Here is a 23821-nt window from a genome sequence, read left to right as displayed (position 1 = left end):
AGAGATGAGGAACGAGTTGATCAGCATCCCACCACTGCGGCGACGCGTCAGGGCGGCGGCCCTGGCGACGGCGGCGCTGGCGACGGCCACCCTCGTGTCGTTCCCCGGACACGCCGCGGCGGCGAACACGCCCGGAGCGGCGGCAGCCCAGACCGGGCGGTACTTCGGGGCGGGCATCTCCGGTCATCTCGACGAGGCCGAGTACGTGAACACGTGGACCACGGAGTTCAACGGCGTCACGCCGGGCAACGAGATGAAGTGGGCCACGACCGAGCCCCAGCGCGGCCAGTTCAACTTCGGTCCCGCGGACCAGATCGTCAGCCGGGCCCAGGACAAGCGCATGACGATCCGCGGGCACACGCTGGTGTGGCACGCGCAGCTTCCCAGCTGGGTCAACGACCTCGACGCCACCAACCTGCGTTCGGCGATGCACAACCACATCAACCAGGTCGCGGGCCATTGGCGGGGGCAGCTCTACGCCTGGGACGTGGTCAACGAGGCGTTTCTGGGGGACGGCACCCGCAGGCAGTCGGCCTTTCAGCAGAAGCTCGGCGACGGCTACATCGAGGAAGCGTTCCGCGCCACTCGAGCGGCGGATCCGACCGCCAAGCTCTGCTACAACGACTTCAACACCGACGGCGTCAACACCAAGAGCACGGCGATCTACAACATGGTGCGGGACTTCCGCAGCCGTGGCGTGCCGATCGACTGCGTGGGCTTCCAGAGCCACCTCAGCTCGAACTCCTCGCTCAGCACTTACCAGGCGAACCTGCAACGGTTCGCCGACCTCGGCGTCGAGGTGCAGATCACCGAGCTCGACGTCGGCGGCAGCGGCTCGGCCCAGGCCGACGTGTACCGGAAGGTCACCCAGGCCTGCCTGGCCGTCTCACGCTGCACCGGCATCACCGTCTGGGGCATCACGGACAAGTACTCGTGGCGCCGCGAGGAGACACCGCTGCTGTTCGACAACAACTACGCCAAGAAACAGGCCTACTACGATGTGCTCTACGCGCTCAACAACCCACGCGGTCAGGTGCACGCGGTAGGGGCGGACAAGTGTCTGGACGTTCCGGACGCCTCGACCACGGCAGGCACCCAGCTGCAGATCTGGGCCTGCTCGACCGGCACCAACCAGCAGTGGACTCGCACGACCGAGGGCGAGCTCACCGTCTACACCGGTGACTTGCGACAGTGTCTCGACGCCTCGGGCGCCGGTACCGCCGACGGCACGGCGGTGATCATCTGGACCTGCCACGGCCGTGCCAGCCAGAAGTGGAACCTGAACGCCGACGGCACCATCACCGGCGCTCAGTCGGGGCTGTGCCTGAGCGTGAACGGCGCCGCGACCGCCAACGGCAGCCGTGTGGTCCTGTTGACCTGCAACGGTGGCGGACATCAGCAGTGGTCCTTCTGAGCAGTTGCGATGGAACGGGTCGATAGATCGGAGGTCAGATACTCGTATTCGAGGTATCCGTGCGGCTGTAGTGGGACTTTAGTTGGTCGGAGGACTATCGCTCGCCTATACATCGGATCTATCCTCGCCGAGGTTGCCTGCTCGTACCTCGCACCCAACGGAGGGTGTCCATGCGTGGACCACTGTCGAAATCAGCTCTCGCGGCCACGGCCGTCCTGGCGGCAGGTCTCGTTCTGTCGCCAGGGGTAGCTCCCGCCGCCGGTGCCCGGCAGGTTCCGGACGGCAACACGCTGTGGTACGACGAGCCCGCCACCGACTGGGAGAGCCGGGCACTGCCGATCGGCAACGGCGCGCTGGGTGCGATGGTGTTCGGCGGGGTGACCTCGGAGCAGCTGCAGTTCAACGAGAAGTCCCTGTGGACCGGCGGTCCCGGTGCGGCCGGTGGGTACAACTTCGGCAACTGGACCTCGCCGCGTCCCGGGGCGCTCGACGAGGTCGTGACGGCGATCAACCAGAACGGCCGGGCCGACCCGAAGTGGGTGGCGGGCAAGCTGGGCCAGCCGAAGACGAACTTCGGTGCCTACCAGACCTTCGGTGATCTCAGGCTGGACCTGGCGGGACAGTCCACTTCGCACTCCGGGTACCGGCGTGAGCTCAACATCGGCGACGCGACCGCCAGGGTCGGTTACACCAACGACGGGGTGACCTACGACCGCGAGTACTTCGTCAGCTATCCCGACCAGGTGATGGTCGGGCGCCTCGGTGCCGACCAGCCGGGCAAGGTGTCGTTCACCCTGCGCTACACCTCGCCGCGCAGCGACTTCACCGCCACGGCCTCCGGTGGCCGGTTGACGATCAGGGGCAAGCTCGCCAACAACGGCATGGTGTTCGAGGCGCAGATCCAGGTGCTCGCCGACGGCGGCACGGTGAGCAGCAGCGGTTCGGCGGTGACCGTGTCCGGCGCGAACAGCGCGACGTTCGTACTGGGCGCCGGCACCGACTACGCGGACACCTACCCGAACTACCGCGGCGCGGACCCGGGCAGCCGGGTGAAGTCCACTGTGGACGCCGCGGCGGCGAAGTCCTTCGCCGCCCTGCGGGCCGCGCACGTGGCCGACCACAGGGCGTTGTTCGACCGGGTGAAGCTCGACATCGGCCAGACCGTGCCGAACAAGCCCACCGACGATCTGCGTGCCGCCTACACGGGCGGCTCCTCGGCCGACGACAGGGCGCTGGAGGCGTTGTACTACCAGTACGGCCGGTACCTGCTGATCGCCTCGTCGCGCAGCGGGTCGCTGCCCGCCAACCTGCAGGGCGTGTGGAACAACTCCACGTCGCCGCCGTGGAGCGCGGACTACCACACCAACATCAACATCCAGATGAACTACTGGCTCGCGGGGCAGGCCAACCTGGCCGAGACGGCGGAGCCGTTCGTCCGGTTCGTCGAGGCGCTCAAGGCGCCCGGTCAGGTCACCGCGAACACCATCTTCGGCACCGGCGGCTGGCTGGTGAACAACGAGACCAACCCGTTCGGCTTCACCGGAGTGCACGACTGGGCGACCGCGTTCTGGTTCCCGGAAGCCAATGGCTGGCTGGCCTCCCAGGTCTACGACCTCGCCACGTTCAGCAAGGACCCGGCGCTGCTGAACCGCGCCTACGCCCTGCTCAAGGGTGCCAGCGAGTTCTGGCTCGCGAACCTGCGAACCGACCCGCGCGACGGCAAGCTCGTCGCGACCCCGAGCTACTCGCCGGAACACGGCCCCTTCACCGCCGGTGACTCGATGGCCCAGCAGATCGTCTGGGGCCTGTTCACCGACACCGTCGCCGCCTCCACCGCACTCGGGGCCGACCCGGCGTTCCGCGCCCAGGTGCAGGACAAGCTGAACGCGATGGATCCCGGCCTGCGGATCGGCAGCGGCGGGAAGCTGCAGGAGTGGAAGAGCGACGCGATCACCGGCGAGCCGCAGCACCGGCACGTGTCCCACCTCTACGCGCTGCACCCCGGCCACCAGATCGCGGCCGGCACGGCGTTCGGCGACGCGGCCAAGGCGACGCTGATCGACCGCGGCGACGGCGGCACCGGCTGGAGCAAGGCGTGGAAGATCAACTTCTGGGCGCGCCTGCTCGACGGCGACCACGCCCACAAGATGGTCGCCGAGCAGCTCAAGGGCTCCACGCTCGCCAACCTCTTCGACACCCACCCGCCGTTCCAGATCGACGGCAACTTCGGTGCCACCGCCGGAATCACGGAAATGCTGCTGCAGAGCCAGAACGGCGTCGTCCACGTCCTGCCGGCCAAGCCGGGCGCCTGGCCCGCCGGCTCGGTGACCGGCCTGAAGGCACGGGGCAACGTGACGGTGGACGTGTCGTGGACGTCGACCGACGGAGTCGACTTCACGCTCAAGCCGGCCGGCTCCGGCAACCTCACCGTGCGCAACGGGGTGTTCGCCGGCCGGTACACGCTGACCGACACCACGACCGGCGAGCCCGTCGGCGGCACGGTCACCGGTGACCGGATGACGTTCGCCGCCACCGCGGGACACGCCTACCGCGTCGTCGGCGAGTTCCAGGTCCTCGGGTGAGGACTTTGACGCCTTGGTCGCCGTGGATCACCATGTCGGGGTGACTCCGTGACCGAGCCGAGGAGTGCGACCCGATGGCGCGCAGGCCCACGGTGTACGACGTCGCCGAGAGGGCCGGGGTGTCCATCGCGACCGTGTCGTTCGCCTTCGCCCAGCCGGAACGGGTGCGCAAGAAGACGCGCGACACCGTGCTGGCCGCCGCTGCCGCCCTGGGCTACGTGCCGAACGTGAGCGCTCGCGGGCTGGCGAAGGGGCGCACCGGCGCCATCGGGCTCTACTCGTTGAGCTACCTGCTGGACAGCGACGACGGAGACCCCGCCGACGAACTGCGGGCGCAGGCGACCGGTGACGCCGGCCTGTTCCCGCTGTACGCCGATCTGGTCCAGCGGGGTGTGGAGCTCGAATGCCGCCGCAGGGGACTGGCGCTGATGCTGGGATCGGGCACCGGGCCGCCCGCCGTGGTCGACGTCGCCGGACGGGTCGACGGCCTGATCACGTTCGCGGGCGCCGCGCCCGCCGAGGCCCTGGCCCGCATCGCGCGCCGGATTCCGGTGGTCGAGCTCGGTGGTGAGACGACGGCGGCCGGCACGCGGACGGTCCTGGTCGAAAACCGGTCGGGCATGCGCCGGCTGGTCGAACACCTGCTGCGCGAGCACGGACACCGGCGTTTTTCCTACATCGGCGAGGAAAGCGTGACGGCGGAGTTCTCGGAACGCTTCGGCGGCTACGCCGAAGCCCTCACCGCCGCGGGGCTCGCGGTGCACCCGTCGCTGCCGAGCAAGCCGGCCCGGGAGGAGACCACCCGTGCCGCGCTGGCGCCCGTTCTGGCGGGTGGACGCCTGCCCGACGTCTTCGTGTGCGCCACCGACCAGGAAGCACTGGTGGTGCTGGACGTGCTGCGCGAGGCCGGCATCGACGTGCCAGGACAGGTGGCGGTCACCGGTTTCGACGGCATCGTCGCCACGCGCCTGTCATCGCCTCCGTTGACCACCGTCCAGCAACCGATGGAGGCCGTCGGCCGCACGGCGGTACGGCTCCTTCTCGAGACGGAAACGGGAGAGGCGCAGGTGCCTTTGCCGACCGAACCCGTCATTCGAGCCAGTTGCGGCTGCCTTTTCTCGAAATGACCTTGTCGAATGTTCGTCGATCGGACGTCCCAGTCTTGACCGCCGAAATCTAAGCGCTTAGATTCCGGGCACGTCGTCTCGCCTTTCCGCCGGTGCCGAGGCGTCGGGAATCCTCCTGCGGACAGGACTGGTGATGATCCCGAGCAGAACCGGCGTGGTCGAACCGGCGAATTCAACTGATTACCGCAGCCCGCGCAGAACAGGGCACCGGCTCCGGGCGACCGCCTGTGCTCTGGTGGCGCTGCTGGTGACCGGGATGCTCACGGTGGGCGGTGCCCAGGCGGGCCCGGACGACGCGATGAGGACCGTCGCCGCGATGCAGCCGGGCTGGAACCTGGGCAACACGATGGACGCCATCCCCGACGAGACGTCGTGGGGCAACCCGCGCACCACGCAGGCCCTGCTGCACCACGTGCGTTCCCAGGGCTACAAGAGCATCCGCATCCCGGTGACGTGGAGCAACCACCACGGTGCCGCGCCGGGTTACACCATCGACGCGGCCTGGCTGGCGCGGGTCCGCGAGATCGTCGACTGGTCCCTGGCCGAGGGTCTCTACGTGATGATCAACCTGCACCACGACTCGTGGCAGTGGATCAACACGTATCCGAGTGATCGCGCGGCCGTGATGGCCAGGTACACCGCGCTGTGGTCGCAGATCGCCACGACGTTCCGCGACCACTCCCCGAAGCTCGTGTTCGAGAGCATCAACGAACCGCAGTTCGCCGGCACCTCCGGCACCGACGAGGACGCCAGGGCGCTGCACGAGCTGAACGCGGAGTTCCACCGGATCGTCCGCGGGTCCGGTGGCCGCAACGCCACCCGCCTGCTGGTGCTGCCCACCGTGAACACCGCCGCCGACCAGCCCCGGCTGGACGCGTTCCTGGCGAGCTACGACCAGTTGCACGACCCCAACATCGCCGCGACGGTGCACTTCTACGGCTTCTGGCCGTTCAGCGTGAACATCGCCGGCTTCACCCGCTACAACGCGGATGTGGAGCAGGACCTCGTCGGCACCTTCGACCGCGTGTACAACACGTTCGTGTCCCGGGGCATCCCGGTGATCATCGGCGAATGGGCGCTGCTCAGCTACGACCACACCCGGCCGGGCGTGATCGAACGCGGCGAGTTCCTCAAGTTCGTGGAAGCGGTCGGCTACCACGCCCGCATCCGCAGGCTCACCACGATGCTCTGGGACGCGGGCCAGTTCCTGAACCGCACCGAACTGCGCTGGCGCGACCAGGGCGTGCACGACCTGATCAGGGCGAGCTGGGCGACGCGGTCCGGCACGGCCTCGTCCGACCAGGTCTACCTGCGCCGCAGCGGCACGATCACCGCGCAGGCGCTGACGCTCAACCTGAACGGCACGTCGTTCCGGGGACTGCGGCAGGGTGACATCAACCTCGTCAACGGCACCGACTACACCATGTCCGGCACCACCCTGACGCTCACCGCCGCCGCACTCACCCGGCTCGCCGGCAACCGCGCCTACGGCGTCAACGCCACCATCGAGGCCCGCTTCTCCCAAGGCGTGCCCTGGCAGATCGGCATCATCAGCTACGACCCGCCCACGCAGGCCGCCGCCACCGGCACGACCACGTCGTTCACGATCCCCACCCAGTTCCACGGCGACCAGCTCGCGACGATGGAAGCGAAGTACGCCGACGGCCGCCCCGCGGGACCGGCGAACTGGACCACGTTCAAGGAGTTCTGGCAGAACTTCCAGCCCGACTACGCCGCGGGCGGGATGATCCTCAAGCCGGAGTTCTTCGCCGAGGTCGCCGACGGCCGGGTGACCCTGACGTTCCACTTCTGGAGCGGAACGCAGATCACCTACTACCTCACCAAGTCCGGCACCTCGGTGACCGGCAGCACCGGTTGACGGCTGCACCGTTCATTTCGATTTTCCGAACAACGGCAAAACCAGGAAGTCGCTCGTTCAGGCCTGTTTTCAGTGAGCCGCGCATTCTCCGGGAAAGGACCGCGGACATGCACTCCTCCAATCGGCGACGGCCGGCAGCGCGCCGGGCACTGACCGTCCTGTCCGTGCTCGGCGCGGTCGTGCTCGGCCTGCCGGCGACGGGCTCCGCCGCGGTGCCGCCGGCACAGGTCATCCCGGTGGCACCGTCCGACTCGGCCGCCACGATCATCGACAACGCCACGAACGTCGTGCCCACCCCTCGGCAGCTGGCCTACCAGCGGCTGGAGCGGATGGCGTTCCTCCACTTCGGCGTGAACACCTTCACCGGCAGGGAGTGGGGGACCGGCACCGAGGACCCGAACGTCTTCACACCCCAGGGCCTGAACACCGACCAGTGGGCCGCCTCGCTCAAGGACGCGGGGTTCAAGGGCGGCATCCTCACCGCCAAGCACCACGACGGTTTCCTGCTGTTCCCCTCGAAGTACTCGGCCTTCGGCGTCACCTCCGACCGCGCGTGGCAGAACGGCCAGGGCGACGTGGTGAAGAACTTCACCGACTCCATGCACAAGTACGGGCTGAAGGTGGGCATCTACGTCTCGCCGGCCGACCTGCACGAGAACCAGCCCGGCGGGCGGTTCGCCAACGGCAGCGCGCAGAAGCAGGTGACCATCCCCGGTGATCCCTCAGAGGTCGTCAACGGGATCTCGTTCCGCTTCAACTCCGACGACTACAACACCTACTTCGAGAACACGCTCTACGAGCTGATGTCCAGGTACGGCTCGGTCGACGAGGTGTGGTGGGACATGGCGAACCCCACCGGCCGCCCCCAGCCCTACAACTTCCTCGACTGGATCAAGATCGTTCGCGCGCTCCAGCCCAACGCGGTGATGCTGAACGACGGTGGGCCGGACGTCCGCTGGATCGGCAACGAGGACGGCTACGCCCGGCAGTCCGAGACGTCGGTCGTGCCCTACGTCGGCAACGCCGCGATCGCCGCGGACAACATCGTGAACCCGCCCGGCGGGAACGGCGCTCCCGACCTCGGCAGCGACGCCCTGCTGTCCCGGCGCAAGGCGGACGGCACCAGCGCCTGGAACTATCTCAAGTGGACACCCGGCGAGTGCAACGGAACGCTTTCCGCGCGCCACAACTGGTTCTGGCAGCCCAACGAGGTGTGGCGTTCGGTGCCGGAGCTCGAGGAGATGTACTACGGCTCGGTCGGCCGCAACTGCAACTCCCTGCTGAACGTCGGCCCGAACCGGCAGGGCGTGCTCGACCAGTCCGCGATCACGGTGCTCAACCAGTTCAACGCGAGGCTCACCGGGACGTTCGGCACCAACCTCGCCGCCGGTGCGACCGCGGCCAACGACAGCGGGACGGGCAACCTCGCCGGCCGCACCCCGAACCTGGCGCTGGACGGCGACCTGGACAGCTCCTGGCAGCCGTCCGCCTCGACCGGCGGACTGGTGTTCACCCTGCCCTCGGCGCGCACCTTCGACGTCCTGTCCGTCCAGGAGGACCTGAACCTCGGCCAGCGCGTCCAGTCGTACGCGGTGGACGCCTGGAACGGCAGCTCCTGGAACCAGATCGCGAGTGACACCACGATCGGCCAGAAGAAGCTGGTCCGACTGTCCGCTCCGGTCACCACGAGCCAGGTGAGGCTGCGCATCACCGGATCGAGGTCCAACCCGGCCATCGCCGAGTTCGGCCTGTTCCTGCGGCCCGGCGGTGGCGGCGGGACCGGGACGATCACCTCCGTCTCCGCGAACAAGTGCGTCGAGGTCAGCGGCGCGAGCACGGCGAACGGCGCAGCGATCCAGCTGTGGGACTGCAACGGCGGCAGCAACCAGAGCTGGAGCCGCACGACGAACAAGCAGCTGGTGGTGTACGGCAACAAGTGCCTGGACGCCTATGGCGAAGGAACCACTGCCGGTACCGCAGTCGTGACGTGGGACTGCCACGGCCGTACGAACCAGCAGTGGAACGTGAACTCCGACGGCACCATCACCGGCGTCCAGTCCGGGCTGTGCCTGGACGCTTACGGCGCGGGCACCGCGAACGGCACGAAGATCGTGCTGTGGACCTGCAACGGTGGCACGAACCAGAAGTGGCAGGTTCGCTGAACGATGGCCAACCGTCCTTTGCCGCGTGTTCTCGTCGCGCTGGCGTGCCTCGCCCTGTTCACGGCAGCCGCGCCCCCGAGCCTCGCGGGACCGCGGCCGACGGTCGAAGGGCTCACCACGAACGGCAGGGCGAACCCGCTCGGCCTCCCCGGTGCCGCCCTGGCGTTCGGCTGGAAGTCCGTGTCCTCGCGCAGAGCGATGACGCAGACCGCTTATGAGGTGCAGGTCGGGTCCTCACCCGGAGCGTCGGACGTGTGGCGCACCGGAAAGGTCAAGTCACCGCAGCAGGTCGACATCGCCTACGGAGGACCGGCCCTGGTCTCCGCGACGCGGTACCACTGGCGCGTGCGGATCTGGGACGACAAGGGTGTTCCCAGCGCCTGGAGCCTGCCGGCGTGGTTCGAGACGGGTCTGCTCACCCCGGCCGACTGGGGGCCGGCGGCCTGGATCGGCAAGCCCGCGCCGGCCTACGAGCAGTGGACCGACTACACCGCCACGGTGAAGTTCCGGCTGAACAACGAGGCGTTCGGCACGTTCCTGCGCGCGAAGGACGCCGACAACGCGTACATGTGGCAGCTCAACGTCGGCACGTCCACCGACTCGGTGCCGATGCTGCGACCGCACCGGCGCCTCAACGGCGGCTACGCGTTGCTCGCCGAGGTCGACCTGCGGCCGTTCGGGTTCACCCGTGCCGGACTGCTTTCCGGCGACCACGCGGTCGCCTACACCGTCCAGGGCGAGACCATCCGGACCGTGCTGGACGGCATCACGGTCGACACGCGCACCGTCTCGGACTTCTCCGTCGGGCGGCCGGGCCTGCGCACCTGGGAGAAGGAGTCGGTGACGGTCACGTCGTTCACCGCGACCAGGCCCGACGGCACCGTGCTGGCTGCTCCCGAGCTCGCCGTGCCCAACCCCTTCAGCGGCGGCAGCATCGAGAACCACGAGCTGACCGTCACCGGGACCACCGACGCGTTGCTGCTTGGCGACTCCTACGAGCCGTTGCTGCGCACGTCGTTCCGCACCTTGCAAGGGAAGAAGGTGGCGCAGGCGAGGATCTACGCCTCGGCGCACGGCGTGTACGAGCTCACCCTCAACGGCCGCAAGGTCGGCGACCAGTTCCTCGCACCGGGCTACACCGAGTACACCAAGCGCATCCAGTCGCAGACCTACGACGTGACCGGCCTCGTCCGCGCCGGCGGGAACGGTCTCGGTGCCGCGCTGGGCGACGGCTGGTGGGCGGGCAAGGTCGGCCTGGCGGGCAAGGGCCAGTACGGCACCGACCTGTCCCTGGTCGCGCGGTTGAAGATCACCTACACCGACGGCACCGCGCAGTGGGTCGACACGACGCCGGACTGGCGGTGGCAGCGGGGACCGTTCGCCGCGACCGACAACCAGATCGGCGAGACCTACGACGCCCGGTTCGCGCGGCAGGGCTGGACCGATGCCGGGTTCGACGACTCGTCGTGGCAACCGGTCGTCGTCCGCCCGTCCGACACCGCGAAGCTGACGCCGCAACCGGACGAGCCGGTGCGCGAGACGCAGGTGCTGGACGCGGTCGCGGTCAGCAAGCCCCGCCCCGGCGTCACGATCTACGACCTCGGCCAGAACATGGTCGGCGTCGCACGGGTGAAGATCGCCGGAAAGGCGGGCGAGACCGCCAGGATCCGGCACGCCGAGGTGCTCAACCGCGACGGGACGATGTACGTGGAGAACCTCCGTGCCGCCACGGCGACCGACTACTACCGGTTCGCGGCCGACGGCACGGTGAGCTACCAGCCGACGTTCACCCAGCACGGCTTCCGGTACGTCGAGATCACCGGTCTGAGCACCCCGCCGGCCGCGGCGGACGTGAAGGGCGTCGTCTGGGGCTCGGACCTGAAGCGCACCGGCACGCTGCGCACCTCGCACGACCTGCTGAACCAGCTGCACAGCAACGTCACCTGGGGCGCGCGCGGCAACTTCCTCTCGATCCCCACCGACACCCCGGCGCGCGACGAGCGGCTGGGCTGGACGGGCGACATCAGCATCTTCGCGCCGACCGCCACTTATCTCAGCGACATGCGGGCGTTCCTGGGCAAGTGGATGACCGACGTGCGCGACGAGCAGAAGGGCAGCGGCTCCATCCCGGCGGTCGTGCCGTCCACCAACGGCGCGTTCGACGAGAGCGGGGTCGGCTGGGAAGACGCGATCATCACTGTCCCGCACGCCCTGTGGCACGCCTACGGGGACACCCAGGTGGTGCGGGACAACTACGAGGCGATGAGCCGCTTCTTCGCCTACGCCAGGGCGAGCGCCGGACCGGACAACCTGGAGACCGGGCGGCTGACGTTCTTCACCGGCGACTGGCTGAACCTCGACGACCCGTCGAACCAGGGCGTCCTCGGCACCGCCATCTGGGCCCAGGACGTGCGGATGATGGCCGACATGGCCAAGGCGATCGGCCGTGACACCGAAGCCACCGAGTACGCCCGGCTGTACGAGGACGTGCGCACGGCGTTCACCAACGCCTACGTGGCGGCGGACGGGACGGTGCTGGGCAACTCGCAGACCGGCTACGCCCTCGCACTCGGCCTGGAGCTCATCACCGACCAGGCGCTGAAGGCCAAGGCGGGCACGAAGTACGTGGCCAAGCTCGCGGAGAGCGACAACCACCTCCGGACCGGTTTCATCGGTACTCCGTGGCTGCTCGTGGCGTTGTCCAACATCGGCCGTGACGACCTCGCCTACGCTCTCTTGTCCAAAGAGGATTACCCGTCGTGGGGTTACGAGATCCGCAAGGGCGCCACGACCGTGTGGGAGCGCTGGAACTCGATCCAGCCCGACGGCTCGTTCGGCCCGGTGGACATGAACTCCTTCAACCACTACGCCTACGGCGCGGTCGCCGACTGGATGCACCAGCACATCGCCGGCCTCCGGATCAAGGAGGCCGGGTACCGGCGCAGTGTGGTCGAACCGCACATCGGCGGCGGTCTCACCCATGCCGAAGGTGCCATCGACACCGTGTACGGCAGGCTGGCGAACTCGTGGTCGTCGCAGGGGGACAAGCTCACGATGACCGTCACCGTGCCGGCCAACACCACCGCGGAGATCGTGATCCCGTCAGCTGATGCCGGTTCGGTGAGGGAGTCCGGCAAGCCGCTCCACAAGGCACCCGGTGTCCTCGGTGTCACTCAGGATCCGAGCAGGAAAGCGACTGTGGTGACGGTCGGGTCCGGGCGGTACAGCTTCACCGCGTCAAGGCCGACCACGTCGAGTGGTCGTTGAGCCGGTGCGTGGGCCTTCGCACATCCATCGACCTATCGCGGTGGGAAAGGGTCGTCCGGATCCTTCTGTTCCGCCTCTTCGGCTTCGTCGACCTCCTGAAGGCGCACGCACCGTCGAGCGATCAGATTCATCGACTCTTCTTCGGTCAAGCTGACCTCGCCGAGCGCTCGGACGACTGCCTCGTAACCTTCGACTTGATCCTTCTGCTCGACGAACAGGCTGGAGTTCTCGTTCTCGATCCACACCAGCGGCTTGAGGTTCGCGAACGTCAGCTGCGTGAACGGTCCGCCCATCCCCGCATGCGCGCGGGTACTCGTGGGCAGGATCCGAATCTTGATCTTCCTCCGGTTGGCCATGCGCAGGAGGTGCTGGAACTGGCCAACGTGGTCGTCGAGTTCGCCGACCTGAAGATCGAGCGCGAGGTCGTGGATGAAGAACGTGCAGTCGGGACCGTTGCGAAGCAGCGCCTGCATCTCGCACAGTGCGAGCAACCGCTCCTCGATCTCGTCTTCGGGCACGGTGGCGGACGCGAGCAGCATTGCGCGCATGTAGGCAGCTGTCCGCAGAGGCGTCGGTATCGCGTGCGTGTGCCAGCTGACCACCGTCTTGGCCATCGCGAGGTGGGTCAGGGCGGTGCGGGGTCGCGCGGGTGCGCACCTGCCGTGCGGCTGCCACCAGCCCTCCAGGTGTCTGGCGGGATAGAGCGCGAGCAGATGATCACGCTCGGCGGGTGGAAGCCGGCAAAGGCCCAGCAGCACCGCGACCTCGAGCCTGCTGACCCCTCCCTTGCCGTTCACCATGTCCGAGACCTTGGCCTCCTGCCAGCCCAGCACGCCGGCGATCTCTCGCGCGGTCAGCGAGGTTTGCGCGATGGCTGCTCGCACGCCGTCGCCGAATTCGCGACCACGTGCAGTGGAGTACCTCTTTGGCATGGCGGAGTTCCTTGTTCGGGTGTGAGGCGCTGTGGAGGAGGCGTTGGTATTCAGTCCGTTGTGGACTCGCGCAACCTGTGGCGCCGTGGACTCCAGCACGTCCGGTCCCGCGTGGTCGCCGTCGCGGCACCGACGGCGAGGTGAACCTTGATCAGCATCCGGCAGGGCGCCGGCAGTCTGCGCCAGAACGGCCCGCTGCGGCACTTTCGGCAGCAGCCGTTCTCGTCAGGCACGTGCTCGTCAACGAGTGCGTGGAACGCGGCCACCAACCCCGGAACCTCCTGCCGCATGACCGAAAGTGCAGACTTCGCATCGCCTTCGGCCGCGACTCGGGACACGAGCTCAAGGTGATCATCGAGGCGTTGACGCAGCTCGGCGAACAAGACCAGATTGCCCATCGCTGATCCCTTCCAACTCGCGCGGCCGTGAGTCGTCGAAGCCGGGCTTGACCGAAGAAGCAGCGCCACGGCCGGGTACGGCGTCGACCGTGCCGTGGCGCGCTCATTCGCCGGGGTCGGATAGCGGCAACGCCGTACGGCCGGAGAGCGGGCGCCAGCAACGACACGCCCGACTCCTGGCTCGCCGCCCTGCCGGCGAACGCTCTCGGAGGGTGCGATCGGGGAACCGAAGCCACGCTGTGTATCGATATTGGAGATCACCTCGCAACCCTCCCTCGCACAAGCCCAGATCTCTGGCTGGTGGGACGAGCTTACAGTCCAATATTGGAGTCCGATAATGCCCCATTCTGATGAATGTGACCCTGCTACTGTCCGTAGCAGCGCACCTCGGGTGCGGTTTCTTCTTCAGGAGGTGCGTGCATGGCGTCCGTCGAGATGCCGGCCTTCATCCACAACATCCAGTGCGGCCGACTGCTCGAAGCGCTGCGCGGCGAACGCACTCAGCGCGATGTGGCAGGCGAGTGCGGATGGAGCCAGCCGACCCAAGTCGAGCTGGAACGAGGCCAGAAGCTCTTCACGGTCGAGATCCTGGAGAAGCTCAAGGCGGCGCTCGGCGGGGATGCTGAGACGTGGACACAGATCACCCGGCATGCCGAGCTCGGGTCGGTTGCAGTGCCGAAGAGCGACCTTCGCTGGAAGTTCAAATCGGAGCCGATGCGCAAGCTGGTCGACATGGAGCGCACGGCCACGGTGATTCGCTGCAAGGCAAGCATGCTTCTGCCCGGCATGCTCCAGACCGTCGAGTTGATGCGTTACCTCATGGAGGCGGCTGGGGTCGCTGCCGAGGAGATCGATCGGCTCGTCGATCTCCGCGTTCGACGGCAGGAGGCGCTCCTGGACCCGGAGCACCGGTTCGAGTTCATCATCGACCAGGCCGCGGTTGCGCGAGTGAGCCTCATCTCGGACACCACGGGCATCTGGGCGGGCCAGCTCAGGCGATTGGCCGAGGTCACGAACCTTCCCAACGTGCACATCAAATGGCTGCCGTTCAGCCATGGTTTCTATCCGGGCCAGGAGACCGACTACCACCTCGCCACATATGAGGCTGACCCTGCGCTACACCTCGTCTACGTTGAGCGTTACGACGAGCAGGCGGTCCTGCACGAGCCGAAGATCGTCAAGCGGTACCTGGAGCTGTGGAGGGCGCAGGAGAAGGTCGCGCTTGAGTCGGATCAAGCGGCGAACTTCCTCACGTTCGTGGGTGGACCGTGGCCGTCGTGACGTTTTGTGACAGCAGCGGTGGAAGGACCGGCTTACGAGATGAACGAGCCATCAGCAACTCCCGATATCGGGTTCACGTCCTGGTTCAAGTCTTCCTACAGCCAGCCGAGCGAGAGTGCCTGCGTCGAGATCAGGTTCGGGACTGATCAGGTCGGCGTTCGCGACTCCAAGGCACCCGACGAAGGCCGCCTGGCTTTCTGCGGGGGCGCGTGGTCCCAGTTCACGGCCTGGGTGAGCGAGTAGTCAGTCCGACAGGCTGAGTGGCGCGGTGCTCAGGGTTCCTGCCAGGAGTTCCTCGACCAATTCGGGGAGCCTGGCAGGAAGGAGCTTGGCGGTGGTCTGGTGCAGCTCAGCGGCCGACCACCAGCGCCGTTCGATCAGTCCGGCCTTCTCGTTCTCGGTGGGCTTGAGCGCGACCGTGGGAGCGGTGTCCGTGATGCGACCGAGGAAGACGTGGTCGACGCGGTGGTGGTCGCGGCCCTTGTAGTGGAAGCGCGACTCTCGGATCCACAGCTTGCGTCCCAGTGAGGGAAGGACGAGTCCGGTCTCCTCGGCCACTTCGCGACGCGCGGCATCAGCCGGATCCTCGTCCTCGTCCAAGCCGCCGCCGGGCAACTCCCACCAATCGTGACTGCGGTCGTGCGGATCGCAGGCGTGGATGAGCAACACGCGGTCGTTGGCGTCGAGCAGCAGCACCCGAGCGCCGATGCGCGGGGTGGTGACGGTGGTGGACATCCGGCGGGCGTTCCTCGCGGTCGGCTGATCGGGTGGCAGTCGGCGCGGGGGTGCGGAGTTCAGAACAGAGTCGGCTCCGGCTCGTTGTGCGCGTTGACCGCCGTGGCGGGGATCAGACGTTAGCAGCGTTCCGTTTGAGGTCAGCTCAAACCGAACGGCGAGTCCCGAGTGATCGGTCAGCCGCGATCCGTCTGCCGCCATTTCTCTGGTCTCGTGGACGTACTGACCGTCCGCGTTCGTGGTCTCGGCAACCGTGTCGTGCGCAACGGCGTTCATCGATCACGCTACGTCCGGTTCGGACAGTCGAGGGCTACAGCAGCCTTGCCAGGGCGTCGGCCGAGGAACTGCCGGGCTCGGCCTGGTAGACGATGATCACGTGGTCCTCGGCTCCGCCGATGGTGAGGGTCTGGCGGCGCAGGGTGAGCAGGCCCGCGTCGGGGTGGTCGAACCGCTTGGTCTCGTCGCGGGACGGGCGTACGTCGTGCCGGTCCCACAACGAGCGGAACTCGTCGTGCGACCGCAGTTCGGCCACCAGTGCGGCCGTCCGCGGGTCGCGTGGGTCGGCCGTCGCGCGCAGGGCCGCGACCGTCTGCGCGGCGATGTCGGACCAGTCCGGGAACAACGTGCGGGCGGCTGGGTCGAGGAAGACGTCGCGGACCAGGTTGCGGCCGGGGTGGTACAGCGGGGCGAGCACCATGGCCGCCTTGTTGGCCATCCGCACGTCGAACCAGCGGTCGCGGACGTACGCCGGAGTGCTGCCCCACGAGTCGAGCAGGTGCTGCACCTCGGCGCGGGCCTCGCCGGGCTCGGGCGGTTCGGACGGCGGGGCCGCGAGGGCGCGCAGGTGGGCGGCGGCGTCGGGGTCGAGGCGCAGCGCCGTCGCCAGCGCGTCCACGACCTGGGGGGACGGGTTGCGGTCGACGCCTTGTTCCAGCCTGGTCAGGTACTGGACGGAGACGCCGGCCAGGTGCGCGAGCTCGTCGCGCCGCAGTCCGGGCACCCGGCGCCGGCCGTAGGTGGCCAGCCCCACCTCATCCGGCCGCACGCGGGCCCGGCGTGCCTGGAGGAACGCTCCGAGAACGTTGTCGCGTGTCATCGACTGCCGAGGGTATCCCCGCGGGGGTGCTGGTTGCCGGTTCGCCGTGGCGGCACGGTGGAGGCCATGAAGACATGGTTCATCACCGGGACGTCCCGGGGCTTCGGACGCACGTGGGCGGCGGCGGCACTCGAGCGCGGTGACCGGGTCGCCGCGACGGCGCGCCAGGTCGAGGCGCTCGGCGACCTGGCCGGGACCTACGGCGACCGCCTCCTGCCGATCGCGCTCGACGTGACCGACCGCGCTCAGGTCTTCGCCGCGGTCGACCGTGCCGCGAAAACCTTCGGTGGCCTGGACGTGGTCGTCAACAACGCCGGTTACGGCCTGTTCGGCATGATCGAGGAGACGACCGAGGAGCAGGCCAGGGCCCAGATCGAGACCAACCTGTTCGGCCCGCTGTGGGTGACCCAGGCCGCCTTGCCGATCATGCGGGCGCAGGGCGGCGGGCACCTCGTCCAGGTTTCCAGCATCGGCGGCATCGCCGCCTTCCCGTCCCTGGGCCTTTACAACGCCTCCAAGTGGGGCCTCGAGGGGATGAGCGAGGCGCTGGTCCAGGAGGTCGGTCCGCTCGGTGTCAAGGTGACGATCGTCGAGCCGGGGCCGTACGGCACCGATTGGTCCGGGGCGTCGGCGGTGCACACCGACCCGATCGCGGCCTACGAGCCGATCCGGCAGGCCCGCCGGTCCGGCGCCGCCGCCCGTACACCGCGTGACCCGGCCGTCACCGCTGACGTGCTGCTCAGGCTGGTCGACCTGCCGGAACCGCCGCTGCGGTTGTTCCTCGGCAGCTACCCGTACCCGGTCGCCGAGAAGGTCTACGAGCAGCGGCTCGACACGTGGCGGCAATGGCGGGAGCTGGCCGAGACCGCGTGACCCGGCGAGACGGCCGGGCACCGAGGACTGTCGACGGACTGTCGACGGCTCCTGCGACGGTGGCCGCATGAAGCGGAGCAAACGACGGATGTTGCTGGTGACCGCGGCGATCGCCACGTTGTCGCTCGGGACCGGGGTCGCCGTCCAGGCGGCCGGATCCAGGGCAGGGTCGGGGCCAGGCGGGTGTTTCGACCCCGCGGCCTTCGGTGCCGTGCCGGACGACGGCGCGGACGACCGGGTTCCCGTCCAGGCCGCCATCGACGCGGCGAGCGCCGCGGGCGGTGGCACGGTGTGCCTGGGCACCGGGCGCTGGCGGGTGACCCGCGCGCCGGTGGGGTCCTACAACCGGGCGGCGGCGCTGTCCACGCACGGAGCGCGCGTGACGTTCAGCGGCAGCGGTCCGGGCACCGTGCTCGAACTCGTGGGAGACCAGCAGGCGGGGGCGGTTTCGGTGATCTCGATCGATCCCGGGGCGAGCGACGTCACCGTGGAGCGGCTCAAGATCGACACCTCGGCGACGACCAACACCGACGAGCAGACCCACGCGATCGCGATCGGCTCCGGCGTGTGCACGACGGCGAACGGGACCTGCTCGATGCCGGTCACGGACGTCACGGTGCGCGACGTCGTCTTCGCCCATCCGCCGGCAACCGGCGGCGCGCGCAAGGGCGACTGCATCCGGGTGCTGGGCAACACGCCGGCCACGCCGGTCAAGCGCGTGACCATCACGGGCGCGTCGTTCGTCAACTGCGCGCGCTCGGGAATCGGCGTGCAGCGCAACGTGTTCTCGCTGGCGGTGCTGGGCAACCACTTCGGCGAGCTGATCGGCGACACCGCGTTCGACGGCGACGCCACCGGAGGCGACTGGGACGACGGCCTGCGGCTGGAGGGCAACTCGTTCGCCGATTCGACCGTGACCTCCAGCGTCGCGCTGTCGACCTACCGGCACGCCACGATCACCGGGAACACCTTCAGCGGCAAGGGACTCGCCCTCTACCGGACCGAGGACGTCGTCGTCACCGGCAACACGTTCGACGTGACGGCGGGGACCGGAGGCGGGGTCGTCGACTCGCAGAACGTCGCCACCCGCGACAAGATCACCGGCAACATCATCCGGCGGCACGGCGTGCCCGGTCCCGGTGTTCGAATCGTTCCGCACAGCGGCGGGATTCCCGCCCAGGTGACGGTGAGCGGCAACACGATCGTCGCGGACGGCAACGCGGACGCGATCTACGGCGACTCGGTGCACGAGATCGCCGTTCGCGACAACGACATCACGTTCACCGAAGCCGCCCCCGACGGTTCCGGGATCGCGCTGCAGGGCATCACCGGGCCGATCGAGAGCGCGATGATCACGGGCAACACGGTGACCGGCCCCGGCCCCTACTTCGCGGCCGTCCGGCTCGACTCGCGGCCGGAGCCGTTCCGCGGCGTCACGGTCGCCCTCAACTCGTCGAGCGGCGCCACCCGTTCGCTGCAGTGCTCACAACGGGCGGCGGGCGGCTTCCCGCCGTCGATCGTCTCGACCGGCAACCGCTGGAACGTCGCGCCGACCTGTCCGGTCGCCACGCTCGGGTCAGGTCAATGACAAGACGGTGCTGAACGGGCGGGCTTGCTCGATGAAGGGCTCCTTCATCCACGCCAGGTGGAGCAAGGAGCCCTTCATCCACCGTCACGGCCGCGTTTTTCCCGACGCGCCGTCGAGGAGCGGCTGGTCAGGGGCTGCTGCGGTAGAGCTGCTCGTAGGCCGCCCTGGCACGGGCGTCCGCCTCGGCGTGCTTGGCGCGGCGCGTCTGTGCGCCGAGTCCTCTCTCGAAGCCCTGTTTCACGAGGCGTTGCTCGGTGGTGTGCCACATGTACGTCATTGAGTAGAAGTAGCCGACGAACATGCCGAGCAGGATCGACAGGATCCGGATGTAGAGCGGTCCGGGCAGCAGGAGCAGCAGCAGGATCGGCGACATCTGGAAGAAGGCGCGGACGAAGTGCCGCACCGCCCAGGTGCGGCAGGTGACGTCGTGCAGGACCCACGGGTTGCACCGCTGGGGGAGTCGGCCGCCGACCGCGTACCACAGCCATTGGAACGGGTTGGGTCTGGTTCCGCGCAAGGTCACGGTTGAGGTCCTGTCGGGCTGCACTGTTTCGGACTTGCTAAGATTAGCAAGTGCTGAAGCCTGCGACCATCCGCCGGGCTGCGCGTGAGAGGGAAGAGGTGCGCCGATGAGCAAGCCGCTGTACCAGCTCAAGGCGGAGTTCTTCAAAACGCTCGGGCACCCGGTTCGGATCCGGGTGCTGGAGCTGTTGAGCCTGCGTGAGCACGCGGTCGCGGAGCTGGTGCCGCAGGTGGGGGTCGAACCCGCGAACCTGTCCGGGCAGCTCGCGTTGCTGCGCCGGGCCGGCCTGGTCACCACCCGCAAGGAAGGCGCGGCGGTCCACTACTCGCTGACCAGCCCGCACGTGGCCGAGTTGCTGGTCGCGGCGCGCCGGATCCTGTCGGGTGTGCTGGCCGGGCAGGCCGAGCTGCTCGAGGACCTCCGCGCGACCAGTCCACCGGTGCCGCGCACCGGTTGAGCCGCGGTCACCCCGCAAACCCCCGACGGCGGGGTGACCGCTCCTGCTTCTCCGACCTGACCGACTCCACCGCGGGAGCGAGAGCGTGCTGAGTTTGTGGCGCAAGATCCGCCGGACCGGACGAGTGGCCGAGCCGGCACCGCCGCCGCCGGACGGCGTGCGGCCGGAACAGGCGGCGGTGCTGGGTGGCTCGGTGCAGCTCCGGCACGTCGACGCCGGGTCGTGCAACGGGTGCGAGGTCGAGATCGGGTCGGCGTTCGGGCCGGTCCACGACGGTGAGCGGTACGGCGCGCGGTTGGTGGCCTCGCCGCGGCACGCCGACGCGTTGCTGGTGACCGGGGTCGTGACGCGGAACATGGCCGAGCCGTTGCGGCGGACGTTCGACTCCGTCCCGGCGCCGAAGCTGGTCGTGGCGGTCGGGGACTGTGCGCGCAACTGCGGCGTCTTCGCGGGTGCCTACGGGGTGGCCGGTGCGGTGCGCGACGTGGTGCCGGTCGACGTGGAGATCCCGGGCTGTCCGCCGCGGCCGGAGGCGATCGTCGAGGGACTGCGGAAGCTGACCGGCCGATGAACCTCGCTGCGACGGGGATGGCCGCGGCGGTGGCCATCGGACTGATGACGGCCTTGCTGGCGGTGGTTCGCGCGCGGCCGGCGGTGGTCGGTGCGGGAACGGCGCTGACGGGTGCGGCGGCGATGACCGCGGGTGCCGCGGCGCTGTCCGGCGGCTCGTTCTCCCTTGTGCTGCCCGGAGTGCTGCCGCTGTCGGGGGTCGTGCTGGCGCTGGATCCGCTGGGCGGGCTGTTCGTGGCCGTGACCGGCGGTGTGGCCGTGGCGGCGGGGATCTACGCGATGTCCTATGTGGACACCGAGGACCTGCGGGCACGTGGCGTGCAGGTGGCGTTACCCGTGTTCGTGGTGGCGATGGTGCTGGTGCCGGCCGCGGCGAACGTGGGCACGTTGCTGGTGTGCTGGGAGCTGATGGCGCTGACGTCACTGGTGCTGGTGGTCGCCGAGCACCGGCGCGGCCCGCAGGTGGCCTCGGCGGGCCGGTGGTACGCGGTGATGACCCATGCGGGTTTCGTGTCCGTCCTGATCGGACTGATGGTGTTCGTCGCACACGCACGGGACGACTCGTTCGCCGCGTTACGCGAGGCGGGACGCCAGCTGTCGCCGGTCATCGCGGGTGTGGTGTTCGTGATGACGCTGGCGGGTTTCGCGTCCAAGGCGGGCATCGTGCCGTTGCACGCATGGCTGCCGCGGGCGCATCCGGAGGCACCCAGCCACGTGTCGGCGTTGATGTCGGCGGCGATGGTGAACCTCGGCGTGTACGGGCTGGTGCGGGTCGGGGCCGACCTGCTCGGCGGCGGTGCGGCGTGGTGGTGGCTGCTGGTGCTCGGGCTGGGCGCGGTGTCGGCGGTGTACGGGATCCTGCAGGCCGCGCTGAGCTCGGACCTGAAGCGGCTGCTGGGACAGTCGACGACGGAGAACATGGGGCTGGTGCTCGTCGGCGTCGGCGCGGCCGGGTTGTTCGCGTCCTCCGGCGACCACGCCCTGGCCGCACTGGCGCTGACCGCGGCGCTGCTGCACGTGGTCGGGCACGCGGCGTTCAAGACGCTGCTGTTCCTCGCGGCGGGCTCGGTGCTGCACGCGACCGGCAGCCGTGATCTCGACGTGCTGGGCGGGCTGCGGCCCGTGATGCCGGTGACCACGGCGGCGTTCGGGCTGGGGGCGCTGGCGGCCTCGGCACTGCCGCCGGGAACGGCGTTCGTGTCGGAGTGGTTGTTGCTGCAGGCGTTGATCCACGGCCTGCCCGCGGGCGGGGTGGGTGCGGCGATCGCGATGCCGGTCGCGGTGGCGGCGGTGGCGCTGACCGCGGGGCTGGCGGTGGCCACGTTCGTGAAGGCGTTCGGGGTGGGATTCCTGGCCAGACCCCGCAGCGAAGCCGTGGTGGGCGCGCACGAGAGCCCGTTCACGATGCTCGCCGGCATGGGCGTCGCCGCCCTCGCCTGCGTGGTGGTCGCGCTCTGGCCGGCCGCGATCATGCCCGCTGTCCGAGCCGCGGCCGGTGAGAGCGCGGTGTCCGGTGCCGTGACGCTGCGGCTGAACCAGGTCACCGGCGCGTTGTCGCCGCTGCTGCTCACTCTCGGACTCGTGGCCGCCGCGGTCGTGGTGGCCGGTGTGGTGCGGGCGGTCGCGGTGCGGCGGGTGCGCCGGGAGGCGCGGCTGTGGGACTGCGGTGGTGGACCGATGTCGGCGCGCATGGAGTACACGGCGACGTCGTTCGCCGAGCCGCTGCAGCGGGTGTTCGACGACGTGGTGCAGCCGGAGCTGGACGTGGACGTGTCGCACCACCAGGAGTCGCGCTATCTCGTGCAGGCCGTCGAATACCGGCGGAAGGTGCCTGACCGGATCGAACGGCGTCTCTACCAGCCGGTGCTGGACCTGGTCACCGCGTGGGGCCTGGCGGGGCGCGGGCTGGCGCCGGGCAGCGTGCACCGCTACCTCGGCTACGGGTTCTACTCGGTGTGCGGCGTGCTGATCCTCCTGGCGGTGACGCGATGAGCGCACTCGGGTTGGCCGGCGGGGTCGTGCAGCCGGTGCTGATCGTGGCCGGATCGCCGTTGCTGGTCGGGCTGATGCGGCAGGTGCGGGCCCGGCTGGAGGGCCGTGCCGGCGCGGGCGTCGGGCAGCCGTGGCGTGATCTGCGCAAGCTGCTGCGCAAGGAGCGGATCACGCCACGGGGCACGAGCGAGGTGTTCCGCTTCGCGCCGCTGGTGCTGGTGGCGACGACCCTGGTGGTCGCGGTCGTGGTGCCGTTCGTCGCGACGGAGTCCGCTGTGGACCCCGCGGCGGACCTGTTCGCGGTGGTGGCGTTGCTGGCCCTGGGTGCGGTGGCGCTCGCGTTGGCGGGGCTTGACACCGGCACGGCGTTCGGCGGGATGGGCGCCAGCCGGGAGATGACGATTCTCGCGCTGGTGGAGCCGACGCTGCTGGTGGCGATCTTCGCGTTGTCGGTGCGGGTCGGGTCGACCAACCTGAGCGCCATCGTCTCGTCGACGCTGCACGATCCGGCGCGGGTGATCTCTCCGGTGAGCCTGCTGGCCGCGGTCGCGCTCGTGGTGGTGATCGTGGCCGAGACGGGCCGCATCCCGGTGGACAACCCGTCGACGCACCTTGAGCTGACGATGGTCCACGAAGCGATGGTGCTGGAGTATGCGGGACCTGATCTGGCGCTGGTGGAACTGGCATCGGCCATGCGGCTGTCGGTGTTCCTCGGGCTGCTGGCGAACTTGTTCGCACCGTGGGGAATCGCTGCCGAGGCCACGCCGCTGGCGGTGCTGATCGGGGTGCTGGCCCTGGTGGTGAAGGTCGGTGTGCTCGGCGGGCTGCTGGCCGCCGCCGAGGTGTTCGTGGCCAAGCTGCGGCTCTTCCGGGTGCCCGAGCTGCTGGCCGGGTCGTTCCTGCTCGCGCTGCTGGCCGTCGCGGCCTCGTTCTTCCTGGCCTGAG

Annotated in this window: 19 protein-coding genes; 15 read left to right on the top strand and 4 right to left on the bottom strand. The window is 69.1% G+C overall.

Annotation, left to right across the window (positions count from 1 at the left end; translation table 11 throughout):
- The first annotated feature begins 4 nt into the window (after window positions 1-4).
- From ABZV40_RS29010 to ABZV40_RS28985, 6 genes are all read left to right on the top strand, one after another.
- The gene (locus ABZV40_RS29010; protein WP_355448238.1) at window positions 5-1414 is read left to right on the top strand and encodes an endo-1,4-beta-xylanase; all 1410 of its coding nucleotides are present in this window, start codon (window positions 5-7) and stop codon (window positions 1412-1414) included.
- A 170-nt stretch (window positions 1415-1584) separates the two neighbouring features.
- The gene (locus tag ABZV40_RS29005) at window positions 1585-3996 is read left to right on the top strand and encodes a glycoside hydrolase family 95 protein (RefSeq protein WP_355448235.1); all 2412 of its coding nucleotides are present in this window, start codon (window positions 1585-1587) and stop codon (window positions 3994-3996) included.
- Window positions 3997-4070: 74 nt separating this feature from the next.
- A complete protein-coding gene (locus ABZV40_RS29000; protein ID WP_355448233.1) occupies window positions 4071-5123 on the top strand; it encodes a LacI family DNA-binding transcriptional regulator in 1053 nt (350 codons plus the stop codon).
- 133 nt (window positions 5124-5256) lie between these two features.
- A complete protein-coding gene (locus ABZV40_RS28995) occupies window positions 5257-7002 on the top strand; it encodes a cellulase family glycosylhydrolase (protein WP_355448230.1) in 1746 nt (581 codons plus the stop codon).
- Window positions 7003-7109: 107 nt separating this feature from the next.
- Entirely contained in the window at window positions 7110-9164 is a 2055-nt protein-coding gene (locus ABZV40_RS28990; RefSeq protein ID WP_355448227.1) for an RICIN domain-containing protein, read from the top strand.
- Window positions 9165-9167: 3 nt separating this feature from the next.
- Window positions 9168-12431 (top strand): family 78 glycoside hydrolase catalytic domain, encoded by a 3264-nt coding sequence (locus ABZV40_RS28985; protein WP_355448224.1) that lies wholly within the window; start codon window positions 9168-9170, stop codon window positions 12429-12431.
- 32 nt (window positions 12432-12463) lie between these two features.
- Here the strand turns inward: ABZV40_RS28985 and ABZV40_RS28980 are convergent, their stop codons facing one another.
- Window positions 12464-13315, bottom strand: a complete 852-nt coding sequence (locus ABZV40_RS28980; RefSeq protein WP_355448221.1) for a helix-turn-helix transcriptional regulator — start codon at window positions 13313-13315, stop codon at window positions 12464-12466.
- Window positions 13316-13596: 281 nt separating this feature from the next.
- On the opposite strand from ABZV40_RS28980, the gene ABZV40_RS28975 reads away from it, so the two are divergent.
- The 3 genes from ABZV40_RS28975 (at window position 13597) to ABZV40_RS28965 (ending at window position 15285) form a co-directional block, all read left to right on the top strand.
- Window positions 13597-13767, top strand: coding sequence for a hypothetical protein (locus tag ABZV40_RS28975; protein WP_355448218.1), 171 nt, complete (start codon window positions 13597-13599; stop codon window positions 13765-13767).
- A 414-nt stretch (window positions 13768-14181) separates the two neighbouring features.
- The gene (locus tag ABZV40_RS28970; protein WP_355448215.1) at window positions 14182-15042 is read left to right on the top strand and encodes a helix-turn-helix transcriptional regulator; all 861 of its coding nucleotides are present in this window, start codon (window positions 14182-14184) and stop codon (window positions 15040-15042) included.
- A 39-nt stretch (window positions 15043-15081) separates the two neighbouring features.
- Window positions 15082-15285 (top strand): DUF397 domain-containing protein, encoded by a 204-nt coding sequence (locus ABZV40_RS28965; protein ID WP_355448212.1) that lies wholly within the window; start codon window positions 15082-15084, stop codon window positions 15283-15285.
- On the opposite strand, the gene ABZV40_RS28960 is transcribed toward ABZV40_RS28965, so the two are convergent.
- Window positions 15286-15777 (bottom strand): NUDIX domain-containing protein, encoded by a 492-nt coding sequence (locus ABZV40_RS28960; protein WP_355448209.1) that lies wholly within the window; start codon window positions 15775-15777, stop codon window positions 15286-15288. It lies immediately after the preceding gene.
- A gap of 310 nt (window positions 15778-16087) precedes the next feature.
- Complete coding sequence (locus ABZV40_RS28955; RefSeq protein ID WP_355448206.1) at window positions 16088-16873, bottom strand: helix-turn-helix domain-containing protein; 786 nt, start codon at window positions 16871-16873, stop codon at window positions 16088-16090.
- Window positions 16874-16939: 66 nt separating this feature from the next.
- On the opposite strand from ABZV40_RS28955, the gene ABZV40_RS28950 reads away from it, so the two are divergent.
- Both ABZV40_RS28950 and ABZV40_RS28945 read left to right on the top strand, forming a co-directional pair.
- Window positions 16940-17746, top strand: coding sequence for an SDR family oxidoreductase (locus tag ABZV40_RS28950; RefSeq protein ID WP_355448203.1), 807 nt, complete (start codon window positions 16940-16942; stop codon window positions 17744-17746).
- Window positions 17747-17813: 67 nt separating this feature from the next.
- A complete protein-coding gene (locus tag ABZV40_RS28945) occupies window positions 17814-19334 on the top strand; it encodes a right-handed parallel beta-helix repeat-containing protein (protein WP_355448201.1) in 1521 nt (506 codons plus the stop codon).
- A gap of 127 nt (window positions 19335-19461) precedes the next feature.
- On the opposite strand, the gene ABZV40_RS28940 is transcribed toward ABZV40_RS28945, so the two are convergent.
- Window positions 19462-19857, bottom strand: coding sequence for a DUF5313 family protein (locus ABZV40_RS28940; protein ID WP_355448198.1), 396 nt, complete (start codon window positions 19855-19857; stop codon window positions 19462-19464).
- A gap of 106 nt (window positions 19858-19963) precedes the next feature.
- Between ABZV40_RS28940 and ABZV40_RS28935 the strand changes: the two genes are divergently transcribed.
- From ABZV40_RS28935 to ABZV40_RS28920, 4 genes are all read left to right on the top strand, one after another.
- Entirely contained in the window at window positions 19964-20314 is a 351-nt protein-coding gene (locus tag ABZV40_RS28935; protein ID WP_355448195.1) for a metalloregulator ArsR/SmtB family transcription factor, read from the top strand.
- Window positions 20315-20399: 85 nt separating this feature from the next.
- Entirely contained in the window at window positions 20400-20885 is a 486-nt protein-coding gene (gene nuoB / locus ABZV40_RS28930; protein ID WP_355448192.1) for an NADH-quinone oxidoreductase subunit NuoB, read from the top strand.
- Window positions 20882-22876, top strand: coding sequence for a proton-conducting transporter membrane subunit (locus tag ABZV40_RS28925; protein WP_355448189.1), 1995 nt, complete (start codon window positions 20882-20884; stop codon window positions 22874-22876). The genes nuoB and ABZV40_RS28925 overlap by 4 nt, the downstream gene beginning before the upstream one ends.
- Window positions 22873-23820 (top strand): NADH-quinone oxidoreductase subunit H, encoded by a 948-nt coding sequence (locus ABZV40_RS28920; protein ID WP_355448186.1) that lies wholly within the window; start codon window positions 22873-22875, stop codon window positions 23818-23820. Before ABZV40_RS28925 ends, ABZV40_RS28920 begins: the two co-directional genes overlap by 4 nt.
- Window position 23821 lies beyond the last annotated feature (1 nt).

This window comes from Lentzea sp. NPDC004782 (genome assembly GCF_040609115.1).
GTDB lineage: Bacteria > Actinomycetota > Actinomycetes > Mycobacteriales > Pseudonocardiaceae > Lentzea.
Note: the sequence above shows the minus strand (reverse complement) of the source record. Positions and strands in the feature narration are given on the sequence as shown.